Origin of the sequence: Kribbella sp. HUAS MG21 (assembly GCF_040254265.1) — a bacterium.
In the GTDB taxonomy this organism is placed as follows: domain Bacteria; phylum Actinomycetota; class Actinomycetes; order Propionibacteriales; family Kribbellaceae; genus Kribbella.
The window spans coordinates 4,250,435-4,267,608 of sequence record NZ_CP158165.1; the positions used below are offsets into that span (position 1 = coordinate 4,250,435).

Genomic DNA, 17,174 nt, shown 5'->3' on the forward strand with positions numbered 1-17,174 from the left:
GTAACCAGCCGTCGGCAATGATGGGGGTTGGAAGCACGTGGAGAGGAACGACGATGACCACGCAGGGCATGCCCTCGATGGACCCCAGGCCGACCGGCCTGACGATCGGGACGTACGACACCTACCGGGAGGCGCAGCGAGCCGTCGACTACCTCTCGGACGAGAAGTTCCCGGTCGAGCACACGACCATCGTCGGCAACAACCTCCGTCAGGTCGAGAAGATCACCGGCCGGCTGACCTGGGGCCGCGCGCTCGGCGCCGGGGTGGCGAGCGGAGCCTGGTTCGGGCTGTTCGTCGGTCTGCTGCTGGGCATGTTCACCCAGGGCAACTTCCTGGCCGCGCTCGTCACCGGTGTGGTGCTGGGCGCGTTCTTCGGGATGGTGTTCGGCGGTCTCAGCTACGCGCAGTCCGCCGGCCGCCGGGACTTCACGTCCCGGACCTCGGTCGTCGCCACGACCTACGACGTCCTGTGCGACTTCAAGTTCGCCGAGGAGGCCCGGAACCACCTGGCCAAGCTGGCGCTCAAGGGTGAGGTCCATCCGCTGCTTCCGGACCACTCCACGCCGCAGCCGGTGCAGGACCAGGCCTCCGTACAGCCTCCCCGCGACTAGGCCCTAAGCTCACGGCGCCGACAGCGCCTGCGCGGGATCCAGCCGGGACGCTCGGACGGCGGGATAGAGACCGGCCACGGCACCGATCAGCAACGTGGCCCCGAGTCCACCGGCGAGCCCGGTCAGCGGTACGGCGATCGGCCAGCCCTGACTGATCGCGTAGCCGCCGGTGATCGCCGCCCCGAGCAGCAGACCGGCCACGCCGCCGAGTCCCGACAACAGCAGCGACTCCGCGAGGAACTGGACGCGGATGTGGCCGCGGGTCGCACCGAGTGCGCGACGCAGCCCGATCTCGCCCCGGCGCTCGAGCACCGAGATGATCATGGTGTTCGCCACGCCGACCCCTCCCACGAGCAGCGCGACCGCGCCCAGACCGAGCAGCAGGGCGGTGAACGTCTCGTCGGTGGCATGCTGCGCGGCGAGCGCGTCGGACGGTCTGCTGACCTCCACCTGATCCGGGTTCTCCGGGTTGGCGGTGCGCGCGAGCACGTCGCGGACCGCGTCGACCGAGTCCTCGCCGGAACGCTCGTACACGGTGGTCGGCGCGCCGTCGAACCCGAAGTACTGCTGCGCGGCCGGCCAACCGATCAGCGCGGCGGTGTCGAGTTCGGGGGCGAGCGGCACCGGCTCGAGGATCCCGATGACGTTGACCCAACGGTCGCCGAGCCACACCAGGGTCTCGGGCGTGACCTGGTCGATCCCGAGCCGCCGGGCGGTCGTGGCGCCCAGGATGACGGCCGGGTACTGCGCGGTCGCCGTCGTCAACCAGTTGCCCGTGGCAACGGTAGCGCCGACGGCGGCGGGCAGGTCGGTGCGGGCGGCGAGGACGGCGATCCCGCCGCTCTGCTCTGCCGGGACCTTGTCGGTCCGGTAGACCTTCACCGCCACTTCGCCGGTGGCAGAGACGGTCTGCACCGGACCGATCCGGCCGATCATCGCGACCGACTCCGGCGGCAGCACGGCCGGTTCGCCGAACAGGGTCTGGCCCGGCTTGACCGTCAGCAGGTTCGTGCCGAACCGGGAGAGGAGTTCGTCCAGCGCGGCCCGGCTCGACGCGGAGATGCCCAGCACAGACACCATCGCGGCGATCCCGATCGCGATGCCGAGCGCGGAGAGCACCAGCCGCACCGGTCGGCTGCGCAGCCCGGACAGGCCGACACGTCCGACGTCGGCAGGTGCCAGCCGGGCGGCCTTCGGCAGTTCAGACATCCTCGATCACCTCGCCGTCGCGCATCACGATCCGGCGCGGCAGCCGGGCGGCCACCTCCTGGTCGTGGGTGATCACGACGATCGTCGTACCGGCGGCGTTCAGCTCCGCGAGCAGCCGCAGGACGCCGGCGCCCGCGACGCTGTCCAGGTTGCCGGTCGGTTCGTCGGCGAACAGGATCGCGGGCTGTCCGACGACGGCGCGCGCGATCGCGACCCGTTGCCGTTCGCCGCCCGACAGTTCGTGCGGGCGGTGGTCGGTCCGGTGCGCCAGGCCGACTTGCTCGAGTGCGCGGGCCGCGCGGCGCCGGCGGGTCCGCTGCGGTACGCCGGCGTACAGCAGGCCGTTCGCGACGTTGTCGAGGGCTCGGACACCGGGGGACAGGAAGAACTGCTGGAAGACGAAGCCGATCCGGCGCGATCGCAGGGCCGCGCACTGGCGGTCCGACAGCCGGGCGACATCGTGTCCGTCGACGCGGACGTGACCCTCCGACGGGCGGTCCAGCGTGCCCATCAGGTGCAGCATCGTGGACTTGCCGGACCCCGACGGGCCGACGACCGCGACCAGTTCGCCGCGGTCGATCCGCAGCGAGACACCACGGACCGCGTGGACACCGCCCGCGTAGCGCCGGTGCGCGTTCTGCAACTCGATGACAGCGTTCATGTCTGCGGCACCTCCACCATGGCACCAGCGGAGATGCCGGCGCCGCTGATCTCGACCCGTCCGTTCGCGAACAGCCCGACCTTCACGGCGACCACCTTGGAGTTGCCCTCGGCAACCACTTGGACGCCGTACCCGCCTTCGGCCAGCGCGAGCAGTGCGGTCACCGGGACGGTGAGCACGCCCTTGCGCTGTTCGGCGGTGAAGTGCACCGAGGCCGGCGCCTCGTCGAGCGTCCCGGCCGCCGCCGGCTTGTCGAGCCGCACGATCACGTCGACCGTGGCGTCCTCGACGTTCGCCTCCGGCTGCCCAGCGCCCTCGGACTGCGGTGCCGCCTTGGCGACGGTGCTGACCGACTCGATCGTCCCGGGTGTGGTTCCGCCGCTCGGAAGCTCGACGCCGACCTTCGCGCCTTTGACCGCGAGTTGTTGATCGCCGACCGGCAACGGCACGGTGACGAGCCGGGTGGTGCCGGTGTAGCTGAGCACCGTCCCGCCCGCCGGGCCACCGACGACGCTGCCGTGGCTCGCGACCCGCACCGCCGTCGCGGTGAAGACGACGTCACCGCGCTGGACCTTCCCGGTCTCCTCGCGCCCGAGGTCCTCCTGCCACTCCTCGACCGCCTCCGCGGTCGCGCCGGTGTACTCGTCGTCGACCGTGAAGCCGGTGTACCCGAGCTTCCGCAGGTTCTCCTCCAGCTGCTGTACGTCGGCCCCTTCCACGCCGTCCTGCAACGTCCGGTACATCGGCACCACGCCGTACAGCAGCGAGACCGGGCGCTGGTCGACCTTGTAGAGGGTCTGCCCGCGCGACACCACCGAGCCCACCGGTGCCAGCCAGGTGACGGTGCCTTGCTGCCCGGGGACGGCGTGCTGCTCGCCGTACCCGAGGGTCCCGTCGACCTCCTGCGTCTCGACGAGATCCTGTTTCGTCACCTTGACCGTCGGCAGCGGCGCCGGGGCCGGTGCTGCGGCCACGCCACTGTCCGGTCTGGTCAGCGCCCAGCCTGCCGCGCCGGCCGCGGCGAGCGTCGCCACGGCGATCACGGCGATCCTGCTCCGTCGCCTCGCCATCACGCGCTCGACTTCGGGCTCTGACCGGCGTTCGGCAGTTTGTCGTGGCAGGCCTCCAGCGCCGCCTTGACGTCCGGGTCGCTGCGGTCGAGGCCCTTGCCGCCGAACCCGCCGTTCGGGTCCGGATCCGGTACGTCGGCACCGTGGTCCCGCATGCACTGCGCGAAGGCCAGCAGTTGCGCCTGGTACTCCGGCGACGACGGGTCCCCGCCCAGCCCCGACAGGTACTGCTTGCACTTCGTCATCGCCGGCTTGAAGTCCGGGTCGTCGCGGTCGATCTCACCCATCCCGGTCAGCCCCTTGGCCGGGTCCGGATCGGGTACGTCGACACCGTTCGCGCGCATGCACTGCGCGAACTTCAGCAGGTCCGTGCCGGTGGGTGTGCTGCTCGGCGAACTGGTCGGCGCCGGCGTTCCGGTCGTCCCTTCGGCACTGGCGACGCCGGGATCGGCGCCGGTCGGCCCGCCGCAACCGGTCGCGGCTGCCAGCAGCAGCCCGGTGATGCTCAGCCAGATGAATCGCATGGTTCCGCCTCCTGATCCGTTCTTGATGCGATTCCAGCGGGCAGCGCATAAGGCGGGCGTCAAGAACGAATTCACGGCCGATCCTCAGCAATTCTTATGCCGGCTTTATGCATCGGCCGCGATGCTCTGGAGGATGAGGGTGCTGGTGGTCGAGGACGAGCAGCTGCTGGCCGACGCGATCGGAGCGGGACTGCGGCGCGAGGCGATGGCCGTCGACGTGGTGTACGACGGGGACGCGGCGCTCGAGCGGCTGGCGGTCAACGCGTACGACGTGGTCGTCCTGGACCGGGACCTCCCTGAGGTGCACGGCGACGAGGTCTGCCGGCAGATCGTCGCGGGCGAGGAGCCCGGGCGGGTGCTGATGCTGACCGCGGCCGGTGACGTCACCGATCGGATCGACGGGCTGTCGCTGGGCGCGGACGACTATCTGGCGAAGCCGTTCGTGTTCGCGGAGCTGGTGGCCCGGGTGCGGGCCTTGGCCAGGCGCAGCCGTCCGGCGGTGCCGCCGGTGCTGGTGCGGTCCGGCGTACGGCTCGATCCGTTGCGGCGTGAGGTGACGCGGGACGGGGCCGCCGTGCCGCTGACGCGGAAGGAGTTCGCCGTACTGGAGGAGTTGCTGCGGGCCGACGGGGCGGTGGTGTCGTCGGAGCAGTTGCTGGAGAAGGCGTGGGACGAGAACGCCGACCCGTTCACGAACGTCGTCCGGGTGACGGTGATGACGCTGCGCCGCAAGCTGGGCGAGCCGCCGCTGGTGCGGACGGTGACCGGCGTCGGGTACCAGCTCGCATGAGCAGGTTCACGCCGACGCTGCGAGGCCGGCTGAGCATCCTGTACGCCGGGCTGTTCGCGCTGGCCGGCGTACTGCTGGTGGTGCTGTCCTACCTCTTCGTCAGCCGCAGCCTGCCGGATCCGGGGACGCAGGCGCAGAGCCTGGCGGGCGCGCTCAGCCAGCTCGGCCGTACGCCGGTCCGCGCCGCCGACGGGTCGATCGCCTTCGAGACCAAGGACGGGCGGCTGCTCACAGCGGTGGAGTTGCGCGCCGAGGCCGAGCGGATCGCCAGAGAAGCGGTGGAGCAGCAGCGGGCGGACACGCTGCGGTCGTTGTTGCAGCAGTCCGGCATCGCGCTCGCCCTCGTCGCGACGACCGCTCTGGGTGCCGGCTGGCTGGTCGCGGGCCGGGCGCTGCGGCCGCTGCAGGCGATCACCGGTACGGCCCGGCGGGTTGCCGACCGGACGCTGTACGGCGATCGCAGCCTGCACGAGCGGATCGCGCTGGACGGTCCGGCGGACGAGCTGAAGGTGCTGGCGGACACGTTCGACGAGATGCTCGAGCGGCTGGATCGGGCGTTCGCGTCGCAGAGCCGGTTCGTGGCCAACGCGAGTCACGAGCTGCGTACGCCGCTCGCGGTCAACCGGACGCTCCTCGAGGTGGCGGTGGCGGACCCCGCGGCGTCCGCGGACCTGCGGCAGGTGGCTACCAGTCTGCTCGCGGTCAACGAGCGGAGTGAGCGGCTGATCGACGGGTTGCTGCTGCTCGCGCGGAGCGAGCGGGCGGTACCGGACCCGCGGCCGGTCGATCTGGCCGCCACCGGGCGGCATGTCGTCGCGATGCTGGGGGAGGAGGCGCGGCGGGCCGAGGTCGTGGTGCGCGAGCGTTGCGAGCCGGCCGTCGTACTGGGGGATTCAGTGTTGCTGGAGCGGGTGCTGACGAATCTGGTCGACAACGCGATCCGGTACAACCGGCCGGGTGGCTGGGTCTCGGTGTCGACCGGGCGTGCGCGCGATCCGGCGTACGGGCAGGTCGAGGTGAGCAACAGCGGGCCGGTGGTCGCGCCGCACGATGTCGAGCAGTTGTTCGAGCCGTTCCGGCGGGGTGGTGGGCGGACGGCCTCGGTGCGGGGATCCGGGCTGGGGCTGTCGATCGTGCGGTCCGTGGTGGAGGCGCACGGTGGGACGGTGGCGGCCACGGCGCGGGCCGGTGGCGGGCTCGCCGTCCGCGTGACCTTGCCCACGCCGGGCGGGGCGGTGAGATACCCCACGCGGGCGGCTACTGCCGAGTTACCGTCGGGTTCGGGCAGCATGAGCGGGGGAGGGTAGCCGGAGAGGAGCCGAGATGCAGTTCGGGCGCAGTTACGAGGAGTTCGAGGTCGGTGCGATCTACAAGCACTGGCCGGGCAAGACGGTGACGGAGTACGACGACCACCTGTTCTGCCTGCTCACGATGAACCACCATCCGCTGCACCTGGACGCGCACTACGCGGAGGAAACCACCCAGTTCGGCAAGAACGTTGTGGTCGGCAACTACATCTACTCGATCCTGCTCGGCATGTCGGTCCCGGACGTCAGCGGCAAGGCGATCGCCAACCTGGAGATCGAGTCCCTGCGCCACGTGGCCCCCACCTTCCACGGCGACACGATCTACGGCGAGACGGTCGTGCTCGACAAGTGGGAATCCAAGTCCAAGGACGACCGCGGCGTCGTCTACGTGGAAACCAAGGGCTACAAGCAAGACGGCACGGTCGTCTGCCTCTTCCGCCGCAAGGTGATGGTCCCCAAGAACAACTACCTCGAAGCCCGCGGCGGCGAACAACCCGCCCGCCCGGTTCCCTCGGACACCTGACCCCGCGAACCCTCCAGGTCAGCGGTCACCCCCTGAACTGGAGGGTTGCCCAGCGAAAATCCGAGGGGGCAACCCTCCAGCTGGGTGGGCAGGCTCAGCTGAGGAAGAGCTCGATGACCGGGACCAGCACGTTCGGCTTCTGGATGGGGAGTTTGAGGGTGAGCGTCTCCGACGAGACCCCGCCCATGGTGGTGTTCTGGGCTTGCTGGTGGGGGTCGTTGACGATGCGCTTGATCTCGGAGGCGTCGTTCAGGAGTTGGGCGTACTTGACCTTGCCGGCCAGGCCGTGCAGGTGGATATGGCCCATCGGCCAGGAGAACAGGTGCAGGTAGAGCCGGTCGCCCTTCTGGGTGAACCGGCAGTCGGCGGGAGCCGTGTACTCGGCCGGCCGCGCGCCCCGGATCGACCGCTCGTGCAGCCGCATCCACTCGCCGATCGACGCCAGCGTCGCCAGCGCCCGCGGGTCGAACTCGCCGCGCCCGGTCGGGCCGACGTTGAGCAGCAGGTTGCCGTCCTTGGACACCGAGTCGACGAGCATCTTCACCAGCAGCTCGGGCGACTTCCAGTCCAGGTTGTCCCGGTCGTACCCCCAGCTGCCGTTCAGCGTCTGGCACGCCTCCCACAGCACCGGTACGCCGTCACGCTGCATCGGCGAGTCCGGCTGGTACTGCTCCGGCGTCACGAAGTCGCCCGGGATGTCCAGCCGGTCGTTGATCAGGATGTCCGGCTGCAGCTCCCGGACCATCGCCATCAGCTCCTCGGACCGCCAGTCGTCGCGGCCCTTGCCGTGCCCCGGTGACCCGTCGGGGTAGTTGTGGTTCGGGTACGAGAAGTCGAACCACATGATGTCGATCGGCCCGTAGTTCGTCAGCAGCTCACGGGTCTGGGCGTGCAGGTAGTCGGCGTACACCGCGATGTCCCGCCCGGCGGCCTTCGCCTTGGCCTCCTCGTCGTCGCGCTGCGGGTGTACGACGTCGATCGGGAACTCCGGGTGGTGCCAGTCGATCAGCGAGTGGTAGAACCCGACCCCGAGCCCCTCGGCCCGGCAGGCCTCGACGAACGGCCCGACCAGGTCCTTGCCCCACGCCGTCTTCGCGACCGTGTAGTCGGACACCTCCGAGTCCCAGAGGCAGAAGCCCTCGTGGTGCTTGGTCGTGAGTACGGCGTACCGCATGCCGGCCTCGCGCGCCGCCCGGGCCCACGCGCGCGGGTCGTACAGGTCGGGCTCGAAGTGGTCGAAGTACGGCTGGTAGTCCTCGTCGGTCAGCCGTTCGCGGTTCTTCACCCACTCGTGGCGGGCCGGCAGCGAGTACAGGCCCCAGTGGACGAACAGGCCGAACCGCCAGTCGCGGAACTTCTCGACGGAAGCCGCGGGAGGCGTGTCAGTCATCTCATTCTCCTTAGGAAGTTAACGGCCGCCCAGACCGGTGACGAGCAGGCCGCGGACGAGGTGTTTCTGCAACAGGACGACGAGCAGCACGGTCGGGATCATCGCCAGCACCGAGGCCGCCATCATCAGGTTCCACTGGGTGCCCTGCTGGCCGATGAACTGCGCCAGGCCGAGCGGGACGGTGCCCTTGGCCTCGACGCTGTTCACGATGATCAACGGCCACAGGAAACTGCCCCAGAAGCTGATGAACGTGAAGACCGTCAGGACGGCGATCGCCGGCCGCGCCAACGGCAGCATGATCCGCAGGAACGACCCGAACGGACCGCACCCGTCCACCCGGGCCGCCTCCTCGAGCTCGGCCGGGACGGTCAGGAAGAACTGCCGCAGCAGGAAGGTGCCGAACGCGGTGAACGCCCACGGCAGGATCAGCGCCCAGTAGCTGTCCACCCAGCCGAGCGACTGCATCAGCCAGTACATCGGGACGATCAGCACCTCCTGCGGCACCATCAGCGTCCCGAGGAACAGTACGAACAGGTGCTCCCGGCCCCTGAACTGCAGCCGCGCGAAGGCGTACGCCGACATGCTCGACGCGATGACCACCACGAGCGTGCCGACGACCGCGACGAACAGGCTGTTCAGGAAGTACCGCCCGAACGGCGCGAACGTGAACGCGTCGGCGTAGTTCTGCCAGCGGATCTCGGAGCCGAACAGTTCCGGAGTCGGCGTGAACACCTCGTCCGCGGGCTTCAGCGAGGTGGACACGGCGTACACGAGCGGGCCGAGGAAGAGAAGTGCGACCAGGATCAGCAGCGCGTGCGAGACGCCGCTCCGGACCCGGCGTGCGGCGACAGACGGCTCAGACATCGTAGTTCACCCACTTCCGCTGGCCGACGAACTGGATCGCGGTGATGCCCATGATGATCACGAACAGCACCCACCCGGCCGCCGACGCGAGTCCCATGCTGAGGAACTGCCAGCCCTGGTTGTAGACGTACATCACGATCGTCTGCGTGGACACGCCCGGACCGCCCTGGGTGAGGATGAACGGCTGCGCGAACACCTGGAACGAGGTGATCAGCGTCATCGTGGTGGCGAAGAACAGCGACGGCGTGATCATCGGCCAGGTCACGTACCGGAACCGCTGGAACGGCCCGGCGCCGTCGATCTGCGCCGACTCCAGCTGCGACTGCGGCACCTGGTCGAGGGCGGCGGAGAAGACCAGGAAGTTGTACCCGAACCCCTGCCAGATCGACATCGCCACGATCGCCGGCATCGCCCAGTCCGAGGAGCCGAGGAAGTTCGGGGCGTCGACCCCGAACCAGCTCTGCAGGCCGCTGTCGAGCAGCCCGCCGGGCTGGAACAGCAGCCGCCAGACCATCACGTTCGCGACCATCGGCGTCATCACCGGGATGAAGAACAGCACCCGGAACGCCTGCCGGCCGCGGATCTTCGGCCCGAGCCAGGTCGCCAGCGCGAGCGAGACGATCACGTTCAGCGGCACGTACAGCACCACGAACAGCGTCGTGTTCAGCACCACCCGGCGGAACACCGGGTCGCCCAGCAATTGCGTGTAGTTCTCGATCCCGAGGAACTTGCGCTCGCCGAACACCGGCCAGTCGAACAGGCTGATCGCCAGCGCCATCGCGGTCGGGAACAGCGTGAACAACGCCAGCCCGCCGAGGCTCGGCGCCAGGAACACCGACGCGTAGCGCCCGTCACGCCGCAGGGCGGGCCGCCGCCCCGGCCGGGCAGTGCCGGCCGGGGCCACGGTGTCGTTGACGGTAACCATCAGGATCCGGCGCCCGCCTGGTCCTGGATGGTCTTCAGGGCCTGGTCCGGCGGGAGCTCACCGTTCAGCGCCTGGGTGCCGAACCGGGTGAGCAGGTCGTTGACCTGGACCCAGTTCTTCGAGGTGACCAGCGGCACCGAGTTCTCCGACGCGTAGTCGATGACCTCCTTGGCCTCCGGGATCTTCGCGGCGGTGAACCAGGCCGGGTGCGCCGACGTCCGCGCCGGGTACGCACGGCCGGCCGCGGCCAGCGTGGTCTGCGGCTTCTCGCTGGTCATCGACATGATCGCCTGGAACGCGGCGTCCGGGGTCTTGCAGGACCGGGAGATGCCGAAGCCGGAGCCCGCGGTGTAGGTCTTGGAGCCGTCCGGACCGGCCGGGATCGGCGCGATGCCGAGGTTGAACTTGACCTTGCCGAGGGTGTCGATCAGCGACCACGGGCCGTTCAGTTGCATCGCGGACTTGCCGGAGACGAACTGCGTGGTCTCGAAGTCGGTGTTGCCGGACGGCACCTGCGGCGCGATCTTGTCGGTGCGGACGAAGTTCGCCCAGTTCGTGAACCCGTCGACGAACTTGGAGTCGGTGAGGTTCAGCTTGCCCTCGGCGAGGGGTTCGGCGCCGGTCATGGTGCGCACCCAGGACGCCGTGCCGAGGTCGGAGGGCGTCGTCACCAGGCCGGTCTTCCCCGCGCTCGTGAGCTTCTTGGCGGCGGCCTTGAACTCGTCCATCGTCCAGCCCGGCTTCGGGTCCGGTACGCCGGCGGCCTTGAACAGGTCCTTGTTGTAGAAGATCACCATCGGGCCGGAGTCGTACGGGATCGCGATCTGCTTCCCGTCGGACTTCAGGCCGTCCATGATCGGCTTGTCGAACTCCTCGGTCTTCAGCCCGTACTTCTGCATCAGGTCGTCGAGCGGCAGCATCGCGTTCGCGTACGACGTCAGCCGCAGCGACTGCATGCCGATGATGCACGGCGCCTTGCCGCTGGCGAGCAGGGTGCCGATCTTCGACCAGTAGTTGTTCCAGTCGGTGCCCTGCAGCTTGACGGTGATCCCGGGGTGGTCGGTGTGCGCCTGGTCGGCGACCTTCTGCCAGGCCGCCTGGTCCTCGGTCCCGCCGATCCAGAACTGCCAGGTCAGGTCGGCCTTGTCGGCCGAACCGGACCCGCTCTCGCCCCCGCCGCTGTTGCCGCCGCAGGCAGCCACCGCGGTCAGGGCCAGCACCGCACCGGCCGCGGTGAGCCAGCGGCGTGCCCGCGCTGGTGTTGCTCTCATCCTGACCTCCAAGGAAAGCTCTGAGTCATCCGATCAATATGCCGAGAGGTCGGCGCGAGTCAACAGCTCAGGCTCTTATTTCAGGAGATAAAGTTCGTCGCCAGGCTCTAGCGCAAGCCCTAGACCTCCGATGTATGGTCCAGATACATCGGAGGTTTGCCGGGTGAAGGGAGGGCCGCATGGCGGTCACCGATGCGGCGATCGACCGGATCAAGCAGATGATCGTGACCGGTGAGCTGCGGCCCGGCGACCGGCTGCCGCGCGAGGCCGACCTGGCCGCGCGGCTCGGCCTGTCCCGGAACTCGCTACGCGAGGCGGTCAAGGCACTGGCGCTGATCCGGGTCCTCGAGGTCCGGCAGGGCGACGGCACCTACGTCACCAGCCTGGACCCGGCGCTGCTGATGGAGACGATGGGGTTCGTCCTCGACCTGCACCAGGACGCCTCGGTCCTGGAGTTCTTCGAGGTACGGCGGATCCTCGAGCCGGCGGCCGCCGCGCGGGCGGCGCTACGGATGCCCGACGAGGACATCGCGGCCCTGCACAAGCTGCTCGACGACCTCGGCCCGGAGCCCTCGGTCGAGGAACTGCTCGCCAGCGACGGCGAGTTCCACAAGGTGATCGCGATCGGCAGCGGCAACCGGGCGCTGGCCTCGATCATCGACAGCCTGCGGCAGCCGACCTACCGGGCCCGGATCTGGCGCGGCTTGACCCAGAACGACGCGGTCGCCCGCACCCTCGCCGAGCACCGGGCGATCCTGACCGCGATCGAGGGCCGGGAACCCGAGGTGGCCAGAGCGTGGGCGACCGTCCACATCGCCGGCGTGGAACGGTGGATCCAGGAGGCGGTCAACCTCGACGAGGACCCAGCTCCACGAGGACAGCGGAAGGCATCGGCAGCGTCAGCTCGACCGCTCCGTCGCGTGACTCCAGTGGAGTACTGACCAGCTTCGTCCGGTCCGCCAACTCGGCCAGCTGGTCAGCTGTGGGCCAGTCGGGCAGGCCGTCGGCGGTTGTCGCGAGGTCGCCGACGCCGATGGCCAGGGTGGTGGCGGTAGCTTGCCAGGACGGGTCGACGCCGGCCAGGTGGAGCTGGACGTGGCGAGTCAGTTCCGGTGCTCCGTCGGCCTTCGACTGATCCAGGGTGAGGTTCCACAGCAGGACCGCGATCAGGTCGCGGTCGCGGGACGCCCACGCCTCGATCAGGCTGCCGCCGCCGTCACCGTCGTACGTGACCGGCAGTTCGACCGAGCCGAGGCGGCTCAGCAAGGTCATCGCGTGGTACCGCGGCTTCGCCAGGCCGCCGACGGTCTGCAGGCCGAAGCCGCCGTGCAGGAACCGTGGCGGCCGCCCGAGCTCCTCGAAGTGGTCGGACGCGACCCAGTACGACAGCGCGTCGATCCGTCCGGCCGCGGACCGCATCCCGCGGAGCAGGAACACGCCCGCGAACACCGAGTCGTTGATCGGGTTGAAGTGCCGCGGCGTCACACCCCATTCGGTCCACAGGATCCGCGCGTCGCCGTACCCGTGCCGCTTCAGCGACGCCCGGACGTCGAGCGGCGGACTGCCGTACGTGTGCGTGGACACGAAGTCCACCGGCGTACCGTGCTGCTTGGCGTGGGCCAGCAGGTCGTCGACCCAGCCGGCCGCGGCCGACGACGGGCCGCCGACCGCGAGCCGTTCGTCGACCGACTTCACGGCGGCAGCGGACACGTCGTACAGCTGGAGCCACTCGGCCTTGGTGCCGGACCAGAAGACCTCGAGGTTCGCCTCGTTCCAGACCTCGAAGTCCCAGGTCAGCACCTCGTCCAGCCCGTAGCGCTCAACCAGGTGCTCGACGAGTGCGCGGACCAGGTCGTACCAGGCCTGGTACGACGCCGGCGGTGAGATGATCGCGCCGTACTCGAAGACCGTCTTCGTCGGGTCGCTCGCCAGCTCGCGCGGCATGAACCCCAGCTCGACGACCGGCCGCAGCCCGATCGCCAGGAGCTTGTCGTAGATCGCGTCCACGACGCCGAAGTCGTAGCCGTCGCCGTCGATCACGTGCGTGTCGTCGTGGAAGATCGCGTGCGCGCGAACGGTTCGGACACCGAGCTCGTCGTGCATCCGGCGCAGCGCCTGCTCCAGCTCGACACCGATCTCGTGTCCGCCGGTCTCGTCCTTGCACAGCAGTTGGCTGAGCCGTTCGCTGCCGATCATCGGGACCCACGGCCGCGGCAGCTCGGTGCCCTCGGCAACCACGTCGACGGTCACCCCGACCGCCGGCGGCACGCTGCCGGCGACGAGCGGTACGGCGCCGACGGTGTGGCTCGGCCGCCCGTGCGTCGTCACCTCGGGCACACTCGCCACGGCGTAGCGGTACGGCGTACCCGGGGTGCAGGTGGTGTCGACGTACGGCGGCGACGGGACCGAGAGCACGTCGCCGCTGTGATGGTCGACCGGCTCGAGCGGTCCGTGCTCGCCGGCGCCGCGCAGGATCAGGTACCCGACGGCGCCGTCCACCGGTGACCAGTCGATCGTCACGTGACCGACCCCGCCGACCGCCGTGACCTCCTTCGGCGGATCGAGGTCCGGGAAGGCGAACGCACGCTCCTCGTCACTGCGGAGCGCGATGCGTTCGTCCCAGTCGGCCTTGGCGTCCTCCGGCATCTACGCGACTCCCGATTCGAACTGTTCCATCCCGATCACCGGCCGGATCCGCGACTCCACCCTCGGGCTCGCGAAACTCCGCCGGATCACGTCGTTGCCGAACACGTTGCCGATGGCACCCATCACCATCGCCTGGTCCAGCGACAGGTAACGCCGCGCGATCAGCCCCGACTTGACTGCGACCGAGTCGTAGAACCCGCCGCCGCCGTACGCGTGCAGCGTGTTCTCGATCTTGCGCAGGTTGTCGATCGCCTGCCGCGGCGCGTAGGCCATTGCCAGGAACGCCGCATGCGGGGTGACCACACCGTCGCCGTACGTCGGGTTCGGGTTGGTGCCCTCGCGGCAGCCCTCGAAGCCGGCGTCGTAGTTGGTCGCCTCCAGGTCCGACGGGTAGCCGCCCGGGTCCATCCCGATCGCGTCGACGCCGTAGACGGCGTACCCGCCCTTGGGGTTCGACGCGGGGGAGAAGCCCCAGTAACCGTACTTCGCGTCGTCCAGGCCGTGCTCGATGTGCGCGCGGACCGTGAGTGGGTGGTTGATGCCCCAGCTGCGCGGCGCCCAGGTCGCCTCGGGGACGAACAGGTCGGGCATCAGCGACTCGAACATGTCGCCGCCCCACGACGGGACGAGGCGCATCCCGCGGTACTCGTACGTCCCCTCGAAGACGTCCAGGCCCAGGTACGTCCGGTGCACGCCCTTCGGCTTCTGCTCCACCCACGACCAGTCGCAGGTGTCGGGGAAGGTGCGGTACGTCGCGAAGTACTGCGTTGCCGGGACCTGGCCGAGCGCGAACCCGACGTACCCGGCGATCCGCGCCTCGGTGTTGCAGGTGTCGTAGTGGAACTTGCGGTAGTACACGTCCGGGCCGACGCCGGCGTGGTTGCCCTGGTCGGTCGCCTCGTCCAGCGGCGGGGTCTCGAAGAACCCGCCGCGTATCAGGCCGCCCGGGCGGGCCGCGGGGTTGTAGTAGAACTTGAAGTTCATCTTGGACAGCAGGGACTCCGCGAGGGCACGGGCGCGCGGCTCGGCGTTGCGGACCACCATCAGCGCGCACGCGAACCAGGCGTTGTCGACGCTCGACACGAACGGCGTGATCGGCCTGGTGCCGTCCGGGTCGGTGTACAGCACCTCGCCGGTCGCCTCGTCGTACCAGTTGAAGTACATCCCGCTGGGCTCGTGGTGGTCGACCCTGTGCATCGTGGTGAGGGTCTGCGTGATGCGGCGCAGCGACTCCTGCGGCGAGATGATGCCGAGGTGCTTGGCGACCACCGTGCTCCATAGGTAGCCGCCGATGTTGGTGGGCGAGGTGTACTTGCTGCGCACCGGGTTCGTGACGGACTCGCCGATGTTGTCGGCCGGCAGTCCGGTCCGCTCGTCGGTCATCGCGACCAGACTCCGCCAGGTGTCCCGGGCCCACCTCCCCACCAGGGCCTTGTCTTCCCGGCTGGGCGTCCAGCCGTCCTTCAGTAGCTGAGTCGGCGATGGCGTTCCGCCGTACGCGGAGGATCCGTAGCCGGCGAGTGCGAGTGCTCCGGTGGTGGCGAGGACGGTACGGCGACTGATGATGGCGGTCATCCGAAGTCTCCTATTTCAGTCCGGTAATGGCGATGCCCTTGGTCACGTGGCGCTGGAACGCCAGGAACATGACGAGCACCGGAACGACGACCACGACCGCGCCGGCCATCAGCAGGCCGTAGTTCTGCGCGTTCTGGCCGGTCGAGTACAGGGCGAGGGCGACGGGCAGCGTGTACTTGTCCTCGGTCTGGGCGATCACCAGCGGCCAGAGGAAGTTGTTCCAGGATCCGAGGAAGGTGAGGATGCCGAGCGTGGCCAGCGCGGGCCGGGTGAGCGGCAACATGATCCGGGCGAAGATGCCGAGCTCGCTGGTGCCGTCGACGCGCCCGGCGTCGATCAGGTCGTCGGGCAGGCCGAGGAAGAACTGCCGCATCAGGAACACGCCGAACGGCGAGACCAGGAACGGCAGGATCAGGCCCGGGTACGAGTTCGCCAGCCCGGCGTTGGTGACCAGGACGAACAGCGGCACGAACGTGACCATGCCGGGGATCATCAGCGTGGCCATGACGACCACGAACAGCGCGTTGCGGCCCTTGAAGCGCAGCTTCGCCAGCGCGTAGCCGATCATGGAGCAGAAGATCAGGTTGCCGGCCGTGACCGCGAGCGCGACCAGGGTCGAGTTGAGGAAGTAGCGCGGGAAGTTCGCCTTGCTGAACAGCTCTTCGTAGTTGCCCGTCGTCGGCTGCTCCGGCCACCAGGTAGGCGGGACGCGGAGGAGTTCGCCCTGGGTCTTGAAGCTGCCGAGCACCATCCAGAGGAACGGCGCCGCGACGGCGACGAGTCCGAGGACTCCGATCAGGTAGATCCACCAGGTACGGCGCATCACTTCTCCCTCAGCAGCCGGAACTGGATGAACGTGATCACCGCGATGACGACGAACAGGATGTACGCCATCGACGTCGCCAGCCCGTAGTTGCCGAAGCCGAACTGGTCGTACGTCGCCATCGACACCGAGATCGTGCTGTCGAGCGGGCCGCCCTGGGTCATCACGAACGGCTCCTCGAAGAACTGCAGGTAGCCGATGCCGGTGGTGACGCTGGTGAACAGGACCGTCGGGCGGAGCAGCGGCAGGATCAGGTACCGGAACCGCTGCCAGGCGCCGGCGCCGTCGATCTGGCCGGCTTCCTCGACGGACTCCGGGATGCCTTGGAGGCCGGCGAGGAAGATGATCATCGCGGAGCCGAAGTTCCGCCAGACGGCCATCGCGATCAGCGACGGCATCGCCCAGGTCTTCGAGGCCAGCCAGTTCGGCCCCTCGATGCCGACCCAGCCGAGCACGGTGTTCAGCAGGCCGTTGTCCGGCGACAGCACGAACCGCCAGATCACCGCGATCGCGACGATCGAGGTCACCACCGGCAGGTAGTACCCGACCTTGAACAAGGCCTGAAACCGCTTGATCCCCCGATCCAGCAACACCGCAGCCGCCAACGCGACGACCAAGGTCAACGGCACCCCGATCACCACGAAGTACGCCGTGTTGAACGCAGCCTTCCGAAACGTCTCGTCCGACAACGCCTTCACATAGTTGTCGACCCCAACCCCGTTCACCGAAAACGGCGTCCGCAAATCCCGCTGCCGGATATCCGTGAAGCTCATCCCGAGTGACCCGAGCACCGGCCCAGCCGTAAACCCCAAGAACAACACCACGAACGGCAAAGCCAGCACCCAGGCCGCCACGGTCTGGCGGTCGAGCCGTCGTCGGCCGCCGGCCGCGGCGCCACCTGCCACCGAGGCCGACCGTCCGCCCTTCCTTCCACCCGACGAGGCGCGCAGCGCCTCGTCGGGTGCCGTCTTTTGACTCATGATGG

General features: G+C 69.1%; 17 protein-coding genes. 5 read left to right on the forward strand and 12 right to left on the reverse strand.

All coding sequences use genetic code 11. The annotated features are described in order from the left end of the window. Window positions 1–53: 53 nt before the first annotated feature. Window positions 54–611: a general stress protein gene (locus ABN611_RS20995; protein WP_350273899.1), complete on the forward strand. Its 558-nt coding sequence runs from the start codon at window positions 54–56 to the stop codon at window positions 609–611. A gap of 9 nt (window positions 612–620) precedes the next feature. Here ABN611_RS20995 and ABN611_RS21000 read toward each other — a convergent pair whose 3' ends face one another. From ABN611_RS21000 to ABN611_RS21015, 4 genes are read right to left on the reverse strand one after another with little or no spacing between them, the layout of a single operon-like run. Beyond that, entirely contained in the window at window positions 621–1,820 is a 1,200-nt protein-coding gene (locus ABN611_RS21000) for an ABC transporter permease (RefSeq protein WP_350273900.1), read from the reverse strand. Next, complete coding sequence (locus ABN611_RS21005) at window positions 1,813–2,481, reverse strand: ABC transporter ATP-binding protein (RefSeq protein WP_350273901.1); 669 nt, start codon at window positions 2,479–2,481, stop codon at window positions 1,813–1,815. Before ABN611_RS21005 ends, ABN611_RS21000 begins: the two co-directional genes overlap by 8 nt. Next, on the reverse strand, window positions 2,478–3,551 hold the full coding sequence (locus ABN611_RS21010) for a peptidoglycan-binding domain-containing protein (protein ID WP_350273902.1): 1,074 nt from the start codon (window positions 3,549–3,551) through the stop codon (window positions 2,478–2,480). Before ABN611_RS21010 ends, ABN611_RS21005 begins: the two co-directional genes overlap by 4 nt. Beyond that, complete coding sequence (locus ABN611_RS21015) at window positions 3,551–4,075, reverse strand: hypothetical protein (RefSeq protein WP_350273903.1); 525 nt, start codon at window positions 4,073–4,075, stop codon at window positions 3,551–3,553. Before ABN611_RS21015 ends, ABN611_RS21010 begins: the two co-directional genes overlap by 1 nt. A gap of 133 nt (window positions 4,076–4,208) precedes the next feature. Between ABN611_RS21015 and ABN611_RS21020 the strand changes: the two genes are divergently transcribed. The 3 genes from ABN611_RS21020 to ABN611_RS21030 are packed head-to-tail and all read left to right on the forward strand — an operon-like array spanning window position 4,209 to window position 6,695. Beyond that, window positions 4,209–4,865, forward strand: a complete 657-nt coding sequence (locus ABN611_RS21020) for a response regulator transcription factor (protein WP_350273904.1) — start codon at window positions 4,209–4,211, stop codon at window positions 4,863–4,865. After that, window positions 4,862–6,172, forward strand: a complete 1,311-nt coding sequence (locus ABN611_RS21025; protein WP_350273905.1) for a HAMP domain-containing sensor histidine kinase — start codon at window positions 4,862–4,864, stop codon at window positions 6,170–6,172. The genes ABN611_RS21020 and ABN611_RS21025 overlap by 4 nt, the downstream gene beginning before the upstream one ends. A 16-nt stretch (window positions 6,173–6,188) precedes the next feature. Beyond that, on the forward strand, window positions 6,189–6,695 hold the full coding sequence (locus ABN611_RS21030; protein ID WP_350273906.1) for a MaoC family dehydratase: 507 nt from the start codon (window positions 6,189–6,191) through the stop codon (window positions 6,693–6,695). 94 nt (window positions 6,696–6,789) lie between these two features. On the opposite strand, the gene ABN611_RS21035 is transcribed toward ABN611_RS21030, so the two are convergent. Genes ABN611_RS21035 through ABN611_RS21050 form a run of 4 tightly spaced genes read right to left on the reverse strand, consistent with a single transcriptional unit; the run spans window position 6,790 to window position 11,145 of the window. After that, the gene (locus tag ABN611_RS21035; RefSeq protein WP_350273907.1) at window positions 6,790–8,085 is read right to left on the reverse strand and encodes an alpha-L-fucosidase; all 1,296 of its coding nucleotides are present in this window, start codon (window positions 8,083–8,085) and stop codon (window positions 6,790–6,792) included. Between the two features lie 18 nt (window positions 8,086–8,103). Next, entirely contained in the window at window positions 8,104–8,949 is an 846-nt protein-coding gene (locus tag ABN611_RS21040) for a carbohydrate ABC transporter permease (RefSeq protein ID WP_350273908.1), read from the reverse strand. Then, window positions 8,942–9,874 carry a sugar ABC transporter permease gene (locus tag ABN611_RS21045; protein WP_350273909.1) on the reverse strand — a complete coding sequence of 311 codons (933 nt, stop codon included), beginning with the start codon at window positions 9,872–9,874 and terminating at the stop codon, window positions 8,942–8,944. The genes ABN611_RS21040 and ABN611_RS21045 overlap by 8 nt, the downstream gene beginning before the upstream one ends. Then, entirely contained in the window at window positions 9,874–11,145 is a 1,272-nt protein-coding gene (locus tag ABN611_RS21050) for a sugar ABC transporter substrate-binding protein (RefSeq protein ID WP_350273910.1), read from the reverse strand. Before ABN611_RS21050 ends, ABN611_RS21045 begins: the two co-directional genes overlap by 1 nt. A 179-nt stretch (window positions 11,146–11,324) precedes the next feature. Here ABN611_RS21050 and ABN611_RS21055 point away from each other — a divergent pair, with 179 nt between their 5' ends. After that, entirely contained in the window at window positions 11,325–12,086 is a 762-nt protein-coding gene (locus tag ABN611_RS21055; RefSeq protein WP_350273911.1) for a FadR/GntR family transcriptional regulator, read from the forward strand. Here ABN611_RS21055 and ABN611_RS21060 read toward each other — a convergent pair. From ABN611_RS21060 to ABN611_RS21075, 4 genes are read right to left on the reverse strand one after another with little or no spacing between them, the layout of a single operon-like run. After that, window positions 11,992–13,791: a xylan 1,4-beta-xylosidase gene (locus ABN611_RS21060; protein WP_350273912.1), complete on the reverse strand. Its 1,800-nt coding sequence runs from the start codon at window positions 13,789–13,791 to the stop codon at window positions 11,992–11,994. The genes ABN611_RS21055 and ABN611_RS21060 overlap by 95 nt on opposite strands. Next, entirely contained in the window at window positions 13,792–15,366 is a 1,575-nt protein-coding gene (locus ABN611_RS21065; RefSeq protein WP_350273913.1) for a glucoamylase family protein, read from the reverse strand. It abuts the gene before it with no gap. Between the two features lie 10 nt (window positions 15,367–15,376). Next, complete coding sequence (locus ABN611_RS21070; RefSeq protein WP_350273914.1) at window positions 15,377–16,189, reverse strand: carbohydrate ABC transporter permease; 813 nt, start codon at window positions 16,187–16,189, stop codon at window positions 15,377–15,379. Then, a complete protein-coding gene (locus tag ABN611_RS21075) occupies window positions 16,189–17,169 on the reverse strand; it encodes a sugar ABC transporter permease (RefSeq protein ID WP_350273915.1) in 981 nt (326 codons plus the stop codon). The genes ABN611_RS21070 and ABN611_RS21075 overlap by 1 nt, the downstream gene beginning before the upstream one ends. Window positions 17,170–17,174 lie beyond the last annotated feature (5 nt).

Excerpts from the sequence above, each read along its gene's own strand:
- ABN611_RS21010 (WP_350273902.1), bottom strand. The coding sequence starts at position 3,551 with ATGGCGAGGCGACGGAGCAGGATCGCCGTGATCGCCGTGGCGACGCTC.
- ABN611_RS21050 (WP_350273910.1), bottom strand. The coding sequence starts at position 11,145 with ATGAGAGCAACACCAGCGCGGGCACGCCGCTGGCTCACCGCGGCCGGT.
- ABN611_RS21030 (WP_350273906.1), top strand. The coding sequence starts at position 6,189 with ATGCAGTTCGGGCGCAGTTACGAGGAGTTCGAGGTCGGTGCGATCTAC.
- ABN611_RS21005 (WP_350273901.1), bottom strand. The coding sequence starts at position 2,481 with ATGAACGCTGTCATCGAGTTGCAGAACGCGCACCGGCGCTACGCGGGC.
- ABN611_RS21000 (WP_350273900.1), bottom strand. The coding sequence starts at position 1,820 with ATGTCTGAACTGCCGAAGGCCGCCCGGCTGGCACCTGCCGACGTCGGA.
- ABN611_RS21075 (WP_350273915.1), bottom strand. The coding sequence starts at position 17,169 with ATGAGTCAAAAGACGGCACCCGACGAGGCGCTGCGCGCCTCGTCGGGT.
- ABN611_RS21055 (WP_350273911.1), top strand. The coding sequence starts at position 11,325 with ATGGCGGTCACCGATGCGGCGATCGACCGGATCAAGCAGATGATCGTG.
- ABN611_RS21035 (WP_350273907.1), bottom strand. The coding sequence starts at position 8,085 with ATGACTGACACGCCTCCCGCGGCTTCCGTCGAGAAGTTCCGCGACTGG.
- ABN611_RS21065 (WP_350273913.1), bottom strand. The coding sequence starts at position 15,366 with ATGACCGCCATCATCAGTCGCCGTACCGTCCTCGCCACCACCGGAGCA.
- ABN611_RS21020 (WP_350273904.1), top strand. The coding sequence starts at position 4,209 with ATGAGGGTGCTGGTGGTCGAGGACGAGCAGCTGCTGGCCGACGCGATC.
- ABN611_RS21025 (WP_350273905.1), top strand. The coding sequence starts at position 4,862 with ATGAGCAGGTTCACGCCGACGCTGCGAGGCCGGCTGAGCATCCTGTAC.
- ABN611_RS21040 (WP_350273908.1), bottom strand. The coding sequence starts at position 8,949 with ATGTCTGAGCCGTCTGTCGCCGCACGCCGGGTCCGGAGCGGCGTCTCG.
- ABN611_RS21015 (WP_350273903.1), bottom strand. The coding sequence starts at position 4,075 with ATGCGATTCATCTGGCTGAGCATCACCGGGCTGCTGCTGGCAGCCGCG.
- ABN611_RS20995 (WP_350273899.1), top strand. The coding sequence starts at position 54 with ATGACCACGCAGGGCATGCCCTCGATGGACCCCAGGCCGACCGGCCTG.
- ABN611_RS21060 (WP_350273912.1), bottom strand. The coding sequence starts at position 13,791 with ATGCCGGAGGACGCCAAGGCCGACTGGGACGAACGCATCGCGCTCCGC.
- ABN611_RS21045 (WP_350273909.1), bottom strand. The coding sequence starts at position 9,874 with ATGGTTACCGTCAACGACACCGTGGCCCCGGCCGGCACTGCCCGGCCG.
- ABN611_RS21070 (WP_350273914.1), bottom strand. The coding sequence starts at position 16,189 with ATGCGCCGTACCTGGTGGATCTACCTGATCGGAGTCCTCGGACTCGTC.